We start from the raw sequence: 15,728 nt of genomic DNA, 5'->3' as shown, positions 1-15,728 counted from the left end.
GCGTCACCCCCCAGACTTTCCCCCCTTTGTCAGTGCAGCGCCGGACGAGGTGCTCACACCCGTGTGATTGCCGTTGCCCCGATCGGCATAGCGGGTGTCCTACCCCCGAAGGAGCTACCCCCCATGAACACGATCTTCCGTAAGAGCATGCTGTCCGTTGCTGGTCTCGCGTTCGCCGGTGGTGTCTTCGCCGGCCCGATCGCCGCCCACGCCAACCCCGTGGATGCCAAGCCGGTCGCGGTCGCCGTGCAGTAGTCGGCGTCGAAGCCGCAGGGCGACCAGTCGCACATCACCCTCAACGGTGAGCAGACCGCCAACGTCAAGGCCATCATCGCCGCCACCAAGAAGGCCGGCCTCCCCGAGCGGGCCGCGGTCATCTCGATCGCGACGAGCCTGCAGGAGTCGAAGCTGGAGAACCTCGGCCACCTCGGCGACGCCAACGACCACGACTCGCTGGGCCTGTTCCAGCAGCGCCCGTCCAGTGGTTGGGGTACGCCGGAGCAGATCACCGACCCCGAGTACTCCACCACCGCGTTCCTCAAGGGTTTGAAGCAGGTCGACGGGTGGCAGGACATGCCGCTGACCCAGGCCGCCCAGACCGTACAGGTCTCGGCGTACCCGGACGCCTACGCGCAGTGGGAGCAGCAGGCCACCGACCTCGTCGCCCAGCACTGGAACAGCTGACCACCAGCGCCACCGCACACCAGCACCACCGCACGTCAGCACCACCGCACGTCAGCACCACCGCACGGCACCACCGAAGAACACCGACCGCCCGACCCCACGAGGCCGACCAACAGACACCTACCGCAAGACCTCGGACCACGAGCCGCCACCCGACCGGCACCGCGCCGACGGCCGAAACACCAGCCACTGACCGCCATACGCCGGCCACCAACCGCCGACCCTGGACCGCCGACCACCGACCACCGACTGCGGACCGCTCGACCGCCGGACGCAGGACGCGGATGCAGGACGTCGGACGCGGATGCAGGACGTCGGACGCGGATGCTGACCGCCCGATGCCGGACGCGGATGCCAACCGCCGACCGCCCGATGCCGGACCCGTCGGACGCGGATGCCGACAGCTGAACGCCGGCCGCCGGCCGCCCGCCGCCGGCCGCGATTGTGAGGATGTCGCGCTGCGGGGCTCACCGGGCGGAGGCGGATGGCGTCAGCTAGCGGCATTCTTCTGTAGATCTTGGACACTTTCCGTCCTGTGCTAACGGAAAGTGTCCAAGATCTACATGCCGTGTCTGGAGATTGCCGGTCAATCAACTGGATGCTGTCCCGAAGGACAGTCGCGGAAGCCTTCAGGCCAGGCCAGGGACGCAGCCAGCCGACCCGCACGGCAGCTCGCCCACGGACCCGCAGGCGAGGTCGCCGGCACAAACCGCCGACCCACACAGCAGGTCGCGAGCACCAGCCGCTGACCCACACAACCGGGTCGCCGACACAGACCACCGACCCCACACAACCGGGTCGAGGACACAGACCGCCGACCAGCACAGCAGGTTGCGAGCACAGCCGCCGACCACCCCGGAAGGTGACGCTGTGCCGGGGTCAGCGGACGGTGACGGTGACGCTATGCCAGCCGGTGGCGCCATCCGGGACGACGTCCTGCGTACGTTCGGTTTGGGTTTCACCAGTCGCGTCCGTCGCGCGGACCTGAAGCCGGTGTTCACCCGGTGTGGCGTCCCAGCGCCAGGACCACTGCACCCAGGTGTCCACGGACACGGTGGGGGCCAGCGTGGCTTCCTGCCACTGGCCGTCGTCGACGCGTACCTCGACTCGGCTGATGCCTCGGTGCTGCGCCCAGGCGACCCCGGCGACTGTCACCGGCCCGGCGGTCAGCCGGTTGCGTCTCCGGGGGGTGTCGATGCGTGACTGGGTCTTGATCGGCCCTTGGCGGGACCAGCCGCGCGGCACCCAGTACGCGTCGAAGTCAGCGAACCGGGTCAGTTCCAGTTCCGTGACCCATTTGCAGGCGGACACGTAGCCGTAGAGGCCGGGCACCACCATCCGGACCGGGAAGCCGTGCTCGACCGGCAGCGGCTCGCCGTTCATCCCGACGGCCAGCAGCGCGTCCCGTCCGTCGCGTAGTGCGGCGGTGGGGGTGCCGCAGGTCCAGCCGTCGACCGACCGACCTACGACCTGGTCGGCGTCGTCGTCGGGTTCGACCTCGTCGAGCAGTTCCCGCAGGGGTACGCCGAGCCAGCGGGCATTGCCGATCAGGTCCCCACCCACTTCGTTGGAGACGCAGGCCAGGGTGACGTACCGCTCGACCAGCGGTCGGGCCAGCAGATCCGCGTAGCTGTAGGTGCGCTCCTTACCGACTCGCCCGTGGATCCGCAGCCGCCAGGTGTCCGGGTCGACCTGGGGCACCACCAGCGCGGTGTCGATCCGGTAGAACCCGAAGTTCGGGGTGACGTACGGCGCGAGTTGGGCCAGTGAGAGGTTCGCGCCGCCCGGCACGGCCGGCGCGGGGGCGACCGGCGCGGGCAGGCGGATCGCGTCTCGGGCTGCGGACACGCCGCGCCGGCCCGCCAGCCAGCGCCCGCCGAGGCCGGCCACCACGGCTGTGCCGAGCAGAACCCCGCTCCCGGTGAGGAAGCGCCGCCGTGACTCCGGGTCCACGTCGGCAGGTGCGACCGGCTCGACGGCCGCCGTCGGCCCGGACGAGGACCCCGACGCCGGAGCGGCGGGCGGCACCGAACCGCCAGCCGCAGGCGGCACGGAAGCCCCGGACGAAGGCGGACCAGCGGCGGGCGTGGGTGGTGACCAGGACCAGGGGTTCATTTCAAACGGTCCGGCGATGAACAGCCAGAGCACCAGGGCGCCGAGACCGGCGCCGACCAGGGACGGCAGTGCGTCGGCGAGGTCCGCCCCGGAACGGGTCAACGCGGCGGCCACGCCGATGGCCCCGAACGCGCCAATGCCAGCCAGGCCGAGTGCCAGCCGGCGAACCGCCAGTACGCCGAACAGCGCGGCGAAGCCGCCCAGCAGGACGGCCGTGCCGACCAGGAGCGCAATCTTGTCGGCGGTGCCGAAGAGGTCGATGGCGAGTTGCTTGAGTGACTCGGGGACGGCGTCGACGATGGCCCCGCCGACCGCGACCAGGGGTGCTGACCGGGGGCCGGTCAACACCGCGACCGGTTCGGCGATCCCGATCGCGACGGCGGCGGCGGTGATGCCGGCCAGCGCGGCGTACCGCCGTGACGTGGTGCTCATCGGCCCAGTGTGCGCGATCATCTCGCCCGGTCGCCAACAACGTCAGCGTTCGGTAATGACCTACCGGCCGACAAGAACGTTCCGGGGCACACCGCCGTACGGCGGTGTGCCCCGGAACGGGTGTCGCTACCGGATCAGAAGCCCGGGCCGTGCTGGTGGCCGTGACCGTGGCCGTGCCCGCCGGCGGCGGCCGGTTCGGCCTGCTCCGGCTTCTCGACCACGAGGCTTTCCGTGGTGAGCAGCAGACCGGCGATCGAGGCGGCGTTGGTGACCGCGTTACGGGTCACCTTCACCGGGTCGATGATGCCGGCCTTGACCAGGTCGACGTACTCGCCCTTGGCGGCGTCGAGGCCGTTGCCCCAGGTGAGGTCGGCGACCTTCTGGGTCACGACGTAGCCGTCGTGACCGGCGTTCTGGGCGATCCAGCGCAGCGGCTCGACGAGCGCCTTGCGCACGACCGAGACGCCGACCTTCTCGTCACCGGTGAAGCCCAGGTCGTCGTCGAGCACCGAGAGGATCTGCACCAGGGCGGCGCCGCCGCCGGGCACAGTGCCCTCCTCGACCGCAGCCTTGGTCGCCGCGATGGCGTCCTCGATGCGGTGCTTGCGCTCCTTCATCTCGACCTCGGTCGCCGCGCCGGCCTTGATGACGGCGATGCCACCGGAGAGCTTCGCCAGCCGCTCGGCCAGCTTCTCCCGGTCCCAGTCGGAGTCGGAGGCCTCGATCTCCTTGCGGATCTGGGACACCCGGTCGGCGACGTCGGCCTTCTGGCCACCGCCGTCGACGATCGTGGTGTTCTCCTTGTCGACCACGACGCGCCGCGCGGTGCCGAGCACCTCGAGGCCGACCTGGTCGAGCTTGTAGCCCAGTTCCGGGGCGACCAGCTCGGCGCCCGTGGAGATCGCGATGTCCTGGAGCATCGCCTTGCGCCGGTCACCGAAGCCTGGGGCCTTGACCGCGCAGACCTTGAGGGTCTTGCGCAGCGAGTTGACCACCAGGGTGGAGAGCGCCTGGCCGTCCACGTCCTCGGCGATGATCAGCAGGGGCTTGCTGTTCTGCAGGACCTTCTCCAGCAGCGGCAGCAGCTCCTCGATCGCCGAGATCTTCTGGGTGGTGACCAGGATGTACGCGTCCTCAAGGACGGACTCCTGACCCTCCAGGTCGGTGACGAAGTTCGGCGAGATGAAGCCCTTGTCGAACTGGAGACCTTCGGTCACGTCCAGTTCGGTGGTGAGCATCGAGCCTTCCTCGACGGTGATGACACCGTCGCGACCGACGCGCTCCATCGCTTCGGCGATCAGGTCGCCGATCGTGGAGTCCTGCGCGGAGATCGTCGCCACGTTCGCGATCGACTCCTTGCTGGTGACCTCGGCGGCACGGCCGAGCAGCGCCTCGGAGACCTTGGTGGCCGCCGCGTCGATGCCCCGCTTGAGGCCGGCCGGGTTGGTCCCGGCGGTCACGTTGCGCAGACCCTCGCGGACCATGGCCTGGGCCAGCACGGTCGCGGTGGTGGTCCCGTCGCCGGCGACGTCGTTGGTCTTGGTCGCCACCTCCTTGACCAGTTGCGCGCCAAGGTTCTCGTACGGGTTGGTGAGCTCGATCTCCTTGGCGATGGTCACACCATCGTTGGTGATCGTCGGCGCACCGAATTTCTTGTCCAGGACGACGTTGCGCCCGCGCGGGCCGAGGGTGACCTTGACCGTGTCCGCGAGGGCGTTGACACCGTGCTCCAGCAGGTGCCGGGCGTCGTCCGAGAAGCTCAGGATCTTCGCCATTAATGTCCCTTCGAAGCGCCATTGCCCCGGCCCGGCGAGCCGGACCGGGGCAATGGAACTGATCGGTTGCTTACTTCTCGATGACCGCGAGGACGTCGCGGGCGGAGAGCACCAGGTACTCCTCGCCGGCGTACTTGACCTCGGTGCCGCCGTACTTCGAGTAAAGGACGGTGTCGCCGACCTGCACGTCAACCGGAACCCGGTTGCCGTTGTCGTCGACGCGCCCCGGGCCCACAGCGAGGACGGTGCCCTCCTGCGGCTTCTCCTTGGCGGTGTCGGGGATCACGATGCCCGACGCCGTGGTGGTCTCAGCCTCGTTCGCCTGGACCACGATGCGGTCCTCGAGCGGCTTGATCGCAACCTTGGTCGCGGTAGTCACGGGCATACCCTCCTGGGGTACTGGTTTCGTTGCTGGCCAGCGGGGCTGACCAGCGTCAATCTGCCTCATGCCACCGGGCGGTGCCGTCGTCGCGGGTGCCGGTCCGCCTGGCGTGCGCACCCGGGTCGCGAGACCCGGAAGCTGGCACCCTCAGGGTGAGAGTGCTAATCGCAGGTTATTCCGTGGCTAGCACTCCGTCAAGGAGAGTGCCAGCGCGTCGCGCCCCGCCAGCCAGGATTTTCGGCTCGGCCGGGACAATGGCCGGGTGGATCTCGATCAGCTGGCGGCGCTGCGTACCCCTGAGGGGTCGGCCGCGCTCACCGCGGCGGCCGGGCTGGCCGGCGGTGACCCGCTGGCCGCGGCCTCGGCGCTGCGCGCGGCCGGGGTGCCGCCGACGCTGGCCGCGGCGGCACTGACCCAGGCCGAGCTGCGTCACCGGGCGGTCGGCAAGTTCGGCTCGGCCGCCGCTGGGATGTTCCTCACCCGCCCCGGTCTGGAGCAGGCCACCCGCCGGGTGGTCGCCGACCGTCGGGCCGCCCGGTTGTCCGCGGCCGGCGTGCGCACCCTGGCCGACCTCGGGTGCGGGCTGGGGGCCGACGCGCTGGCCGCCGCCCGTGCCGGCATCCGGGTGTACGGGGTGGAGGCCGACCCGGTGACCGCCGCGATGGCCGCCGCCAACGCCGAGGCGGCCGGCCTGGCCGAGCTGTTCACCGTCGAGTGCGGCGACGCGACGGGGTTCGACGTGTCAGGGGTCGACGGGGTCTTCTGCGATCCGGCCCGCCGAGCGTCCGGCACCGGGCGACGGATCTTCGACCCGCGCGCCTACTCGCCACCGTGGGACTTTGTCACCGGGCTGGCCGAGCGGGTGCCGCGCACCGTGGTGAAGGTGGCGCCGGGCCTGGACCACGCGCTCATCCCGGCCGGGGCGGAGGCCGAGTGGGTCGGCGTGGATGGTGACCTGGTCGAGGCGGCGCTCTGGTGCGGCGAGCTGGCGGAGGTGCCCCGCCGCGCCACCGTCTACCGTCAGCGGGGCGCCGAGACCCACAGTCACCAGCTCACCGGTTCGGGTGCCACCGAGGCGCCGGTCGGGCCGGTGCGCGGCTACCTGTACGACCCGGACCCGGCGGTGGTCCGCGCGCACCTCGTCGCCGAACTGGCCACCGAACTGGATGCCACCCTGGGCGATCCGAGCATCGCCTACCTCTACGCCGACGCGCCGATCCACACCCCGTACGCGCGCTGTCTGGAGATCACCGACGTGCTGCCGTTCTCGCTCAAGCGCCTGCGGGCGTTGCTGCGCGACCGTCGGGTGGGCCGCGTGGAGATCCTCAAGCGGGGTTCGGCGCTCACTCCTGAGCAGCTCCGGCGGGACCTGCGGCTGGCCGGGGACGAGGCGGCGAGCCTGGCGCTCACCCGTGTCGACGGGGCACCGACGGTGCTGATCGGGCGGCCGGTCCACTAACGTCGTCGCTGTGGCGGGACAGGGCACACCGGCAACGGCACTGTTGGTCAAGCGCGGGATCGCGCATCGCACCCATCCGTACCGGGTGTCGCCGGACGCCCCGAACTACGGCGCGTTGGTGGCGGTGGCGCTCGGTGTGGCGCCGGAGCGCGTGTTCAAGTCGCTGGTGACCGAGGTCGACGGCGCGCTCACCGTGGCGGTCGTTCCGGTGACCGGCGAGCTGGATCTGAAGGCGCTCGCGGCGGCGGTCGGCGGTAAGCGGGCGGCGCTGGCCGAGCGGGCGGTCGCCGAGCGGGCAACCGGCTACGTACGCGGTGGGATCAGCCCGCTCGGGCAGCGTCGGCGATTGCCCACGGTGTTGGACGAGTCCGCGCTGCATGTGCCGACGATCTACGTCTCGGCTGGTCGGCGCGGTCTGCAACTCGAACTGGCCGCAGCGGATCTGGTGGCGCTGACCGACGCTCGCACCGCGGTGTTGCAGACCCACTGACGACCTTCGTTACGTCGACTCCCCGGTGGGATAGCCGGGGAGTAACAGTCGCGTTGCTGAATTGTTATCGCTCCCAACAAACTATGCACCTGCGCGGTCTTGTGAAGCTGGTGTGACGCGAAATACGTTGCCGGACACAACAAAACAACACCTCCCCCACCTCCGAAAGGACCCTGCACATGCGTAAGGGGATCCTCACCATCGCCGCCGTGGGCCTGCTCGCGACCGGCGGTTTGACCGCCTGTAGCGACGACTCCGGCACCGGCTCGGCCGACTCCAAAAAGACTCCCAAGATCGGCGTGATCCTTCCGGACAGCAAGTCCTCCCCCCGCTGGGAGACGGCGGACCGCCGCTTCCTGGAGGAGGCGTTCAAGGCTGCCGGCGTCCAGTCCGACATCCAGAACGCCCAGAACGACAAGACCGCCTTCCAGACCATCGCCGACCAGATGATCACCGGCGGCGTCACGGTTCTGATGATCGTCAACCTGGACTCCGGCACCGGCAAGGCCGTGCTCGACAAGGCCCAGTCGCAGGGCGTCGCCACCATCGACTACGACCGGCTCACCCTCGGCGGTTCCGCCCAGTACTACGTCAGCTTCGACAACGAGACCGTCGGCAAGCTCCAGGGCGAAGGCCTGTCGAAGTGCCTGACCGACAAGGGCGTCAAGAACCCCGTCGTGGCGTACCTGAACGGCTCCCCCACCGACAACAACGCCACCCTGTTCAAGGCCGGCTACGACTCGGTGCTCAAGCCGAAGTTCGACTCCAAGGAATACACCAAGGGCCCGGACGACGCCGTGCCGGGCTGGGACGGCCCCACCGCCGCGACCATCTTCGAGCAGCAGCTCACCGCGACCAAGGGCAAGATCGACGGCGTGCTGGCTGCCAACGACACTCTCGGCAACGCCGCCATCTCGATCCTGAAGAAGAACAAGATCAACGGCAAGGTGCCGGTGACCGGCCAGGACGCCAGCGTGGAGGGCCTGCAGAACATCCTCGCCGGTGACCAGTGCATGACCGTCTACAAGGCGGTCCGGGAAGAGGCCAAGGCCGCCGCGGACCTGGCCATCGCGCTCGCCAAGGGCGAGAAGAAGGACACCGGCCAGACGGTGAAGGACCCCGAGGGCGGCCGTGACGTCCCCTCGGTGCTGCTCACCCCGAAGGCCATCTACAAGGACAACGTCAAGGACGTCATCGCCGACGGCTACGCGACCAAGGAGCAGGTCTGCACCGGGGCCTACGCCAAGTTCTGCGCCGAAGCCGGCATCAGCTGACCGACGCCGCAGTACCCGCCGGAACGACCACCGCCGCCCGGCACGGGAGCACCCTCCCGTGCCGGGCGGCGCCCGCCGGACGGGCCCCGACCCTCCCTTAAGAAGGAGACCCCCGTGTCCGCGACCCCCCTGCTGGAACTCCGCGGGATCGACAAGAGCTTCGGTCCCGTCCAGGTGCTCCGCGACGTCGCCCTGACCGTCCACCCAGGCGAAGTGACCGCACTGGTCGGCGACAACGGCGCCGGCAAGTCGACCCTGGTGAAGTGCATCAGCGGCATCCACCCCTCCGACGCCGGAGAGTTCCTGTTCAACGGTGAACCGGTGCACATCGGCAGCCCCCGCGACGCCGCCACGCTCGGCATCGAGGTCGTCTACCAGGACCTCGCGCTCTGCGACAACCTGGACATCGTGCAGAACATGTTCCTCGGCCGGGAGAAGCGCAGCGGCATCGTCCTGGACGAGCCGACCATGGAACAGCTCGCCGCCGAAACGCTGGCCGGGCTCTCCATCCGCACCGTCACCTCACTCCGCCAGCACGTGTCCAGCCTCTCCGGCGGCCAGCGCCAGACCGTGGCCATCGCCAAGGCGGTGCTGTGGAACAGCAAGCTCGTCATCCTGGACGAGCCGACCGCGGCGCTCGGCGTGGCACAGACCGCGCAGGTGCTCGAACTGGTCCGCCGCCTCGCCGACAACGGCCTGGCCGTGGTGCTCATCTCGCACAACATGAACGACGTCTTCGCCGTCTCCGACCGGATCGCCGCGCTGTACCTCGGCCAGATGGTCGCCCAGGTGAAGACCACCGACATCACCCACGCCCAGGTGGTCGAGCTGATCACCGCCGGGCGCTCGGGCGGGCTCGGCCTCGCCACCGACCCGGGCAGCAACGGCGACGGCCCGCAGCCGGCCGACTCGATCTCAGGAGGCGTCCGATGACCACCACCGCCGTGCGGAAGGACGGCCCCGCGGCCGTCACACCGGCGCCGACCGTCGGAGGCCACGTCCGCAACTACCTCAGTCGGGTACGCGGTGGCGACGTCGGCGCGCTGCCGGCTGTGCTCGGCCTGATCGTGCTCTGCACCGTCTTCGCGATCCTGCGGCCGTCGTCGTTCCTGTCGGCCGGCAACTTCGCCAACCTCTTCACCCAGGGCGCGGCGGTCACGCTGATCGCGATGGGCCTGGTCTTCGTGCTGCTGCTCGGCGAGATCGACCTCTCCGCCGGCTTCGCCAGCGGCGTCTGCGCGGCCGTGCTGGCCAATGTGGTCACCGTGCTCGGCTACCCCTGGTGGGTCGCGGTGCTCGCCGCGGTCGCCACCGGCGTGGTCATCGGCACCACGCTCGGCATGCTCGTCGCGAAGATCGGCATTCCGTCCTTCGTGGTCACCCTCGCCGGCTTCCTCGCCTTCCAGGGCGTCGTGCTGCTGCTCGTGCAGGAGGGCACCAACATCTCCGTCCGCGACGAGGTGCTGGTCGCCATCGCCAACCGCAACCTCGCCCCCGTCCTGGGCTGGACGCTTACCGCTGTCGCCGTCGTCGGCTACGCGGCGGTGCAACTGCTGCGCCACCGCACCCGGGCGGCCCGCGGTCTGATCACCGACCCGATCGCGGTGGTGGCGCTGCGGATCGGCGGGCTCGCCGTCATCCTCGGAACCGCGGTGTACGTGCTCAACCTGGAGCGCAGCCGCAACGTCCTCATCGTCTCGCTCAAGGGTGTGCCGATCGTGGTGCCGATCATCGCGGTGCTGCTGGTCATCTGGACCTTCGTCCTCCAACGCACCAGCTACGGCCGGCACATCTACGCCGTGGGCGGCAACCGGGAAGCGGCCCGCCGGGCCGGCATCGGAGTCGACCGGATCCGGATCTCCGTCTTCGTGATCTGCTCGTCCATGGCGGCCATCGGTGGCATCGTGGCGGCCAGCCGGGCCAACTCGGTCGACCCGAACACCGGGGGCAGTAACGTACTGCTCTACGCGGTCGGCGCAGCGGTGATCGGCGGCACCAGCCTCTTCGGTGGCAAGGGCCGAGTCCTCGACGCCGTCCTCGGCGGCGCGGTGGTCGCGGTCATCGAAAACGGAATGGGCCTGATGGGATACACCGCTGGAGTCAAGTACGTGGTCACCGGCGTCGTGCTGCTGCTCGCCGCCAGCGTCGACGCGCTCTCCCGCCGCCGCGCGGCAGCCACCGGCACCCGCTGACCGCGCGGGAGGTAGCACCAGCATGCGCCCAGGACCGAGCCAGGATGACGTCCGACGGCAGAACCTCGGGGCCCTGCTGCGGCACGTGCACGTCCACGGGGCGACCACGCGGGCCGAACTGACCACCACGCTGGGCCTCAACCGCAGCACCATCGGCGCGCTCACCGCCGACCTGTCCGCAGTGGGGCTGGTCAGCGAAGGAGCACCGAAGGAAACCGGCCGGGCCGGACGACCGTCGCTGGTCGTCCGGCCCGAGTCGGCCCGGGTCTACGCGTACGCGTACTCGGTGGAGGTGGACCGGCTGCGCGCCGCCCGGGTAGGGCTGGGCGGCGCGGTCCTGGACCGCCGGGATCTGGACCGGCCGCGCGGCCTGCTGGCCGCGGAGGCCGCGCCGCTGCTGGCCGGCGCGGTCAAGGAGATGCAGCAGATGGTGCCGGCGGACGCTATCTGCGTCGGTGCCGGCGTCGCGGTCTGCGGCATGGTCCGCCGCGACGACGGCCTGGTCCGGCTCGGCCCCGCCAGCGGTTGGGTGGACGAACCGATCGGCGCGACCCTCGCCGACGAGTTGGGCATCGACGTGCCGATCACAGTGGGCAACGTGGCCGACGTCGCCGCGTTCGCCGAGCACGCACGAGGTGTGGCGGCGGGTTGCGACAACGTCCTCTACCTGTACGGCGACGTCGGCGTGGGTGCCGGCATCATCGCCGGTGGGCGTCGACTGACCGGGCACGGTGGGTACGGCGGCGAGGTCGGCCACATGAAAGTGGTCCGCGACGGCTGGCCCTGCGAGTGTGGCGCCCGGGGCTGCTGGGAGACCGAGATCGGTGAGCACGGCCTCCTGCGCGCCGCCGGACGCTCCGACGCCCGGGGCCGCGACGCGCTACTCGGGGTCTTCGACGCGGCCGACCGCGGGGACGCCCGGGCCCAGACGGCGGTCCGCCAGGCCGGCGACTGGCTCGGCTTCGGGGTGGCCAACCTGGTGAACGTCTTCAACCCCGAGATGGTCATCTTCGGTGGCACCATGCGTGACCTCTACCTCGCGGCTGCGGCCCAGGTCCGCAGCCGGCTCAACTCCAACGCGCTCGGCGCCTGCCTGGAGCACGTCCGGCTGCGCACACCGCAACTGGGGACGGACGCGCCCCTGATCGGTGCCGCCGAGCTGGCGTTCGAACGGCTCCTCGCCGACCCCCTCGACGTGGGCTGATCCGCGTACGCTGTCCGGCGTGGATGTCGAGCTGCGCGCCTCCGACGACGACCGCAACCGGGTGGTCGCCGCGCTGCACCAGCACACTGCGGCGGGCCGGCTGACCCTCGATGAGTTCTCCGAGCGGGCCGGTGCGGTGTGGACGGCTCGCACCCTCGGTGACCTGGCCGCGCTGACCCGCGACCTACCGGCCCTGCCGGACCCGATCGTCGACGCCGGCCCGGTCGGGCGCGGGCGTCAGGAGTTGCTGATGGTCTTCGCGGCCGCGGCACTCACCCTGCTGCTGCTCGGCGGTTTGCTCGCCGTCACCCGCTGATCCGGGTCGCCCTGCGGTGAACTGATCGCACGATCAGTCCGTACCAGTGGGCGGACGGGCAACCGGCACGGTACGGCTGCCCGGTCCAGACGCGTTCCGGTCCGGACCGAGGAGGCACCACAGACATGGCACCGCTCAGATCCGCCCATCGCCGACTGGGCACCCGGACCCACCGAGCGGCGATGCTGCTCATCGCGATCATCGCGGGGGTCGGTGTCCTGCCCGGCGTGGCCGTCGCCGCGCCCGCCGGTGGCGGCCAGCAGCTCAACGCCGCCGACATGACGCTGCTCAACGGGGTGCGGCTGGCCGGGCTGTGGGAGATGCCAGCCGGTCAGATGGCCGCCGAGAAGGGACAGTCGGCGAAGGTACGCGAGATCGGCGCCGGCATCGCCAACGAGCACCAGCAGCTCGATCAGCTGGTCGTCGACGCGGCCAACAAGTTGGGCGCGAGCATTCCCAGCGAGCCGACGGCCGAGCAGAAGGGCTGGCTGGCCGAGATGCAGAAGGCTTCCGGCGCTCGGTTCGACCAGATCTTCGTCACCCGGCTCCGGGTCGCCCACGGCAAGATCTTCCCAGTTATCGGGGCGGTACGGGCCAGCACCCGGGACGCCACCGTCCGCAAGCTCTGCGACGACGCCAACGAATTCGTGCTGCACCACATGCAGATGCTCGAAAGCACCGGGTTGGTCCGCTGGCCGGAGTTGCCGCCGGCGGCGCTGCCGGCCCCCGGTGAGGACGGCCTACTGGCGGCCGCCGCCGCGAACGCCGGCCCGCAGGTCGGCGTCAGCAGCACCGTCGTCTGGCTGGTCTTCCTCGCCGCGCTGGGCACGGGCGGAATCGCCACCTACCGGATGTTGCGCCGCAGCTGACCAGTCAGCGGTGGCCTGGATGGTGGCTCGCGTCAGCGGTCGACCTGGGTGAAGTCCCAGGAGTGCGGGGCGCGGGCCACCAGCAGGGCTGGCGGGTCCGGCAGTGGCCGGGGGTTGCTGCGCCACTTGGAGATGACCACGACCCGGTGGTCGGTGGAGGAGAAGACCTCGCTGGAGACGTGGAGCGGGTCGTGCTCCAACTCGGGCAGCGCGGTGTCGCACACCCAGGTGATCAGGTCGGCGACGCCGTACGCCTCGGCGCGCGCCTCCCACATCCGCACGATCATGTCCGCCGCCCCCGTCACACGCTGACAGTGGTCAACGGCAGTGCCGAATCGGCAGGCAGGTCCAGTCGGCTCGGCGCGACCCCCGCCGCGACCAGGTGCGAACCGAGCGCGGCCACCATCGCACCGTTGTCGGTGCAGAGCTTCGGCCGGGGCACCCGGACCCGGATGCCGTACTTCTCGGCCCGCTGCTCGGCCATCGCCCGCAGCCGCGAGTTCGCCGCCACTCCCCCGCCGATCACCAGGGTGTCGATGCCCTGAGCGCGGCAGGCGGCGAGCGCCTTGCTGGTCAGGACGTCACAGACCGCCTCCTGGAAGGACGCGGACACGTCGGCCACCGGCACCGGCTCACCGGCACGCTGGCGCGCCTCGACCCACCGGGCCACCGCCGTCTTCAGGCCGGAGAACGAGAAGTCGTACCGGTGGGCGGCGAGATCCTTGGCGGCGGTCAGGCCGCGGGGGAAGGCGATCGCGGCGGCGTCGCCGGCCCGGGCCTCCCGGTCGATCGGCGGGCCGCCGGGGAACGGCAGCCCGAGCAGCCGGGCGACTTTGTCGAACGCCTCACCGGCCGCGTCGTCGATGGTGGCGCCCAGCGGGGTGACGCCCCGGGCCAGGTCGTCGACGAGCAACAGGGACGAGTGACCGCCGGACACCAGCAGCGCGATGGCAGGCTCGGGCAGTGGGCCGTGCTCAAGAGTGTCCACCGCGACGTGGGCGGCAAGATGGTTCACGCCGTACACGGGCTTCTCGGCGGCGAGTGCGTACCCCTTGGCGGCGGCGACGCCGACCAGCAGCGCGCCGGCCAGCCCAGGCCCGGAGGTGACCGCGATCGCGTCGATGTCGGCCAGCGTGACGCCCGCTTCGGTCAGTGCCCGGTCCATGGTCGGCACGATGGCCTCCAGGTGTGCCCGGCTGGCCACCTCCGGCACCACACCCCCGAACCGGGCGTGTTCCTCGACGCTGGAGGCGAGCGCGTCGGCCAGCAGGGTGTGCCCCCGCACGATGCCGACGCCGGTCTCGTCGCAGGAGGTCTCGATACCCAGGATCAGTGGTTCGTCAGCCATGGTCGCGTGGTCCGTCCCCGGTCGGCTCGGCGTCGCGCCGCATGACCAGCGCGTCGGTGTTGCTTGGTTGGTAGTAGCCGCGCCGCACCCCGATCGGCTCGAACCCGTACGTCGCGTAGAGCCGCTGGGCTGCGGCGTTGTCCACGGCGACCTCCAGCAGGGTGCTGCGGGCCTCGCGCCGGACCGCCTCGGCGAGCAGTTCCTCCAGCAGGGCGCGGCCCACGCCGCGCCGCTGGGCGTCCCGGCGGACGGCGATGTTCTGCACCCAGACCTCGTCCGGTGGTACGCCGGCGAGCCCGGCGTAGCCGAGCACCGAACCGTCCGGGTCGACGGCGACCCGGTAGTGGTGCCCGTTGGCGAGCTCGCTCCAGAACATGGCGGGCGTCCACTGCTCGGCGCCGAAGAGGTCCGCCTCGATCGGCAGCACGTCGCCGATGTGCCACCAGCGGAACGGTTCGAGCCGTACCGCCGTCATGGCAGGACCGGTTTGCGGCCGGTCGCCGCCACCGCGTCGGGACGGCGCAGGTAGAGCGGGGTGAGCCGCTCACTGGGCGCGCCCGCCCGGATCCGCTCGGCGGCGAGCAGCGCCAGCACTGTCGCGTCCGGGTAGCGCGGCTCGGCCCGAACGGGCAGGTCCAGGACCTCGGCGTACCGGTGCGCCCCGTCACCGACCGCGATCGTCGCGCCCAGTTCGCGGGCGCGCGCGGCGGCGACCGCCGGTGCGGACACCTCGGGCCCGACGATTCGCTGGCCGGCACCGTCGTAGACGGCCCAGTAAAGCTCCTTGCGTCGGGCGTCACTGCCGGCCAGGACCGGCTCGCCGGACGCCGCCGGGTAGCCGATGGCGTCCAACGAACAGACGCCGTACGTGGGGATGTTGAGCACCTGACCCATGGTCGCGGCGGTGACCAGGCCGACCCGCAGCCCGGTGAACGGCCCCGGGCCGAGCCCGGCGACGATGGCGGTCAGGTCACGCGGGCGTGCGTCGGCGTCGGCGAGGACCGCGTCCACCTGGGGCGCGAGCAGCTCACCGTGCGCGCGCGCGTCGACCGTGCACCGGTGCGCCCGAGACGCCACACCGTCTGCCGAGACCTCCACCAGCGCCGCGGTGACCGCGGGGGTCGAGCTGTCCACCACGAGTACGAGCACGGTAAGCCAGCCTAGCCGCCCCGCCCCATGCCCCGGTCA

The 15,728-nt window shown here is 71.0% G+C and carries 15 protein-coding genes and 1 pseudogene; 9 read left to right on the top strand and 7 right to left on the bottom strand.

Features of this window, described 5'->3' with window-relative positions; genetic code table 11:
- The first annotated feature begins 123 nt into the window (after positions 1 to 123).
- Positions 124 to 684: pseudogene (locus DLJ59_RS28090) on the top strand (hypothetical protein).
- A gap of 879 nt (positions 685 to 1,563) precedes the next feature.
- Here DLJ59_RS28090 and DLJ59_RS28085 read toward each other — a convergent pair.
- From DLJ59_RS28085 to groES, 3 genes are all read right to left on the bottom strand, one after another.
- Positions 1,564 to 3,231 (bottom strand): molybdopterin-dependent oxidoreductase, encoded by a 1,668-nt coding sequence (locus DLJ59_RS28085; protein ID WP_124776171.1) that lies wholly within the window; start codon positions 3,229 to 3,231, stop codon positions 1,564 to 1,566.
- 134 nt (positions 3,232 to 3,365) lie between these two features.
- Positions 3,366 to 5,006: a chaperonin GroEL gene (gene groL, locus DLJ59_RS28080; RefSeq protein WP_124776169.1), complete on the bottom strand. Its 1,641-nt coding sequence runs from the start codon at positions 5,004 to 5,006 to the stop codon at positions 3,366 to 3,368.
- 70 nt (positions 5,007 to 5,076) lie between these two features.
- Positions 5,077 to 5,391 carry a co-chaperone GroES gene (gene groES, locus DLJ59_RS28075; RefSeq protein WP_030330046.1) on the bottom strand — a complete coding sequence of 105 codons (315 nt, stop codon included), beginning with the start codon at positions 5,389 to 5,391 and terminating at the stop codon, positions 5,077 to 5,079.
- A 259-nt stretch (positions 5,392 to 5,650) separates the two neighbouring features.
- Here groES and DLJ59_RS28070 point away from each other — a divergent pair, with 259 nt between their 5' ends.
- The 8 genes from DLJ59_RS28070 to DLJ59_RS28035 all read left to right on the top strand — a co-directional run bounded on the left by DLJ59_RS28070 (position 5,651) and on the right by DLJ59_RS28035 (position 13,192).
- Complete coding sequence (locus DLJ59_RS28070; RefSeq protein WP_124776167.1) at positions 5,651 to 6,847, top strand: THUMP-like domain-containing protein; 1,197 nt, start codon at positions 5,651 to 5,653, stop codon at positions 6,845 to 6,847.
- Between the two features lie 10 nt (positions 6,848 to 6,857).
- Positions 6,858 to 7,337: a Cys-tRNA(Pro) deacylase gene (gene ybaK, locus DLJ59_RS28065; protein ID WP_124776165.1), complete on the top strand. Its 480-nt coding sequence runs from the start codon at positions 6,858 to 6,860 to the stop codon at positions 7,335 to 7,337.
- A gap of 179 nt (positions 7,338 to 7,516) precedes the next feature.
- The gene (locus DLJ59_RS28060; RefSeq protein ID WP_124776163.1) at positions 7,517 to 8,611 is read left to right on the top strand and encodes a sugar ABC transporter substrate-binding protein; all 1,095 of its coding nucleotides are present in this window, start codon (positions 7,517 to 7,519) and stop codon (positions 8,609 to 8,611) included.
- A 114-nt stretch (positions 8,612 to 8,725) separates the two neighbouring features.
- Positions 8,726 to 9,544: an ATP-binding cassette domain-containing protein gene (locus DLJ59_RS28055; protein WP_124776161.1), complete on the top strand. Its 819-nt coding sequence runs from the start codon at positions 8,726 to 8,728 to the stop codon at positions 9,542 to 9,544.
- On the top strand, positions 9,541 to 10,803 hold the full coding sequence (locus DLJ59_RS28050) for a sugar ABC transporter permease (protein WP_124776159.1): 1,263 nt from the start codon (positions 9,541 to 9,543) through the stop codon (positions 10,801 to 10,803). Before DLJ59_RS28055 ends, DLJ59_RS28050 begins: the two co-directional genes overlap by 4 nt.
- Positions 10,804 to 10,825: 22 nt before the next feature.
- The gene (locus DLJ59_RS28045) at positions 10,826 to 12,007 is read left to right on the top strand and encodes an ROK family protein (RefSeq protein WP_124776157.1); all 1,182 of its coding nucleotides are present in this window, start codon (positions 10,826 to 10,828) and stop codon (positions 12,005 to 12,007) included.
- Positions 12,008 to 12,026: 19 nt separating this feature from the next.
- Positions 12,027 to 12,323: a DUF1707 SHOCT-like domain-containing protein gene (locus DLJ59_RS28040; protein ID WP_124776155.1), complete on the top strand. Its 297-nt coding sequence runs from the start codon at positions 12,027 to 12,029 to the stop codon at positions 12,321 to 12,323.
- Positions 12,324 to 12,448: 125 nt separating this feature from the next.
- The gene (locus tag DLJ59_RS28035; RefSeq protein ID WP_124776153.1) at positions 12,449 to 13,192 is read left to right on the top strand and encodes a DUF4142 domain-containing protein; all 744 of its coding nucleotides are present in this window, start codon (positions 12,449 to 12,451) and stop codon (positions 13,190 to 13,192) included.
- Between the two features lie 32 nt (positions 13,193 to 13,224).
- On the opposite strand, the gene DLJ59_RS28030 is transcribed toward DLJ59_RS28035, so the two are convergent.
- The 4 genes from DLJ59_RS28030 to tsaB are packed head-to-tail and all read right to left on the bottom strand — an operon-like array spanning position 13,225 to position 15,689.
- On the bottom strand, positions 13,225 to 13,479 hold the full coding sequence (locus DLJ59_RS28030; protein ID WP_053660576.1) for a hypothetical protein: 255 nt from the start codon (positions 13,477 to 13,479) through the stop codon (positions 13,225 to 13,227).
- A 14-nt stretch (positions 13,480 to 13,493) separates the two neighbouring features.
- Positions 13,494 to 14,540 carry a tRNA (adenosine(37)-N6)-threonylcarbamoyltransferase complex transferase subunit TsaD gene (gene tsaD, locus DLJ59_RS28025; RefSeq protein WP_088950181.1) on the bottom strand — a complete coding sequence of 349 codons (1,047 nt, stop codon included), beginning with the start codon at positions 14,538 to 14,540 and terminating at the stop codon, positions 13,494 to 13,496.
- Positions 14,533 to 15,015, bottom strand: coding sequence for a ribosomal protein S18-alanine N-acetyltransferase (gene rimI / locus DLJ59_RS28020; protein ID WP_124776151.1), 483 nt, complete (start codon positions 15,013 to 15,015; stop codon positions 14,533 to 14,535). Before rimI ends, tsaD begins: the two co-directional genes overlap by 8 nt.
- The gene (gene tsaB, locus DLJ59_RS28015; protein ID WP_124776149.1) at positions 15,012 to 15,689 is read right to left on the bottom strand and encodes a tRNA (adenosine(37)-N6)-threonylcarbamoyltransferase complex dimerization subunit type 1 TsaB; all 678 of its coding nucleotides are present in this window, start codon (positions 15,687 to 15,689) and stop codon (positions 15,012 to 15,014) included. The genes rimI and tsaB overlap by 4 nt, the downstream gene beginning before the upstream one ends.
- Between the last annotated feature and the right edge of the window lie 39 nt (positions 15,690 to 15,728).

The organism is Micromonospora inaquosa, assembly GCF_003857055.1.
Taxonomy (GTDB): domain Bacteria; phylum Actinomycetota; class Actinomycetes; order Mycobacteriales; family Micromonosporaceae; genus Micromonospora; species Micromonospora inaquosa.
Note: the sequence above shows the minus strand (reverse complement) of the source record. Positions and strands in the feature narration are given on the sequence as shown.

What these genes read in the sequence shown, in the direction of transcription:
- DLJ59_RS28085 (WP_124776171.1), bottom strand. Translation starts at nt 3,231, where the DNA reads ATGAGCACCACGTCACGGCGGTACGCCGCGCTGGCCGGCATCACCGCC.
- groL (WP_124776169.1), bottom strand. Translation starts at nt 5,006, where the DNA reads ATGGCGAAGATCCTGAGCTTCTCGGACGACGCCCGGCACCTGCTGGAG.
- groES (WP_030330046.1), bottom strand. Translation starts at nt 5,391, where the DNA reads ATGCCCGTGACTACCGCGACCAAGGTTGCGATCAAGCCGCTCGAGGAC.
- DLJ59_RS28060 (WP_124776163.1), top strand. Translation starts at nt 7,517, where the DNA reads ATGCGTAAGGGGATCCTCACCATCGCCGCCGTGGGCCTGCTCGCGACC.
- DLJ59_RS28050 (WP_124776159.1), top strand. Translation starts at nt 9,541, where the DNA reads ATGACCACCACCGCCGTGCGGAAGGACGGCCCCGCGGCCGTCACACCG.
- DLJ59_RS28045 (WP_124776157.1), top strand. Translation starts at nt 10,826, where the DNA reads ATGCGCCCAGGACCGAGCCAGGATGACGTCCGACGGCAGAACCTCGGG.
- DLJ59_RS28035 (WP_124776153.1), top strand. Translation starts at nt 12,449, where the DNA reads ATGGCACCGCTCAGATCCGCCCATCGCCGACTGGGCACCCGGACCCAC.
- DLJ59_RS28030 (WP_053660576.1), bottom strand. Translation starts at nt 13,479, where the DNA reads ATGATCGTGCGGATGTGGGAGGCGCGCGCCGAGGCGTACGGCGTCGCC.
- tsaD (WP_088950181.1), bottom strand. Translation starts at nt 14,540, where the DNA reads ATGGCTGACGAACCACTGATCCTGGGTATCGAGACCTCCTGCGACGAG.
- rimI (WP_124776151.1), bottom strand. Translation starts at nt 15,015, where the DNA reads ATGACGGCGGTACGGCTCGAACCGTTCCGCTGGTGGCACATCGGCGAC.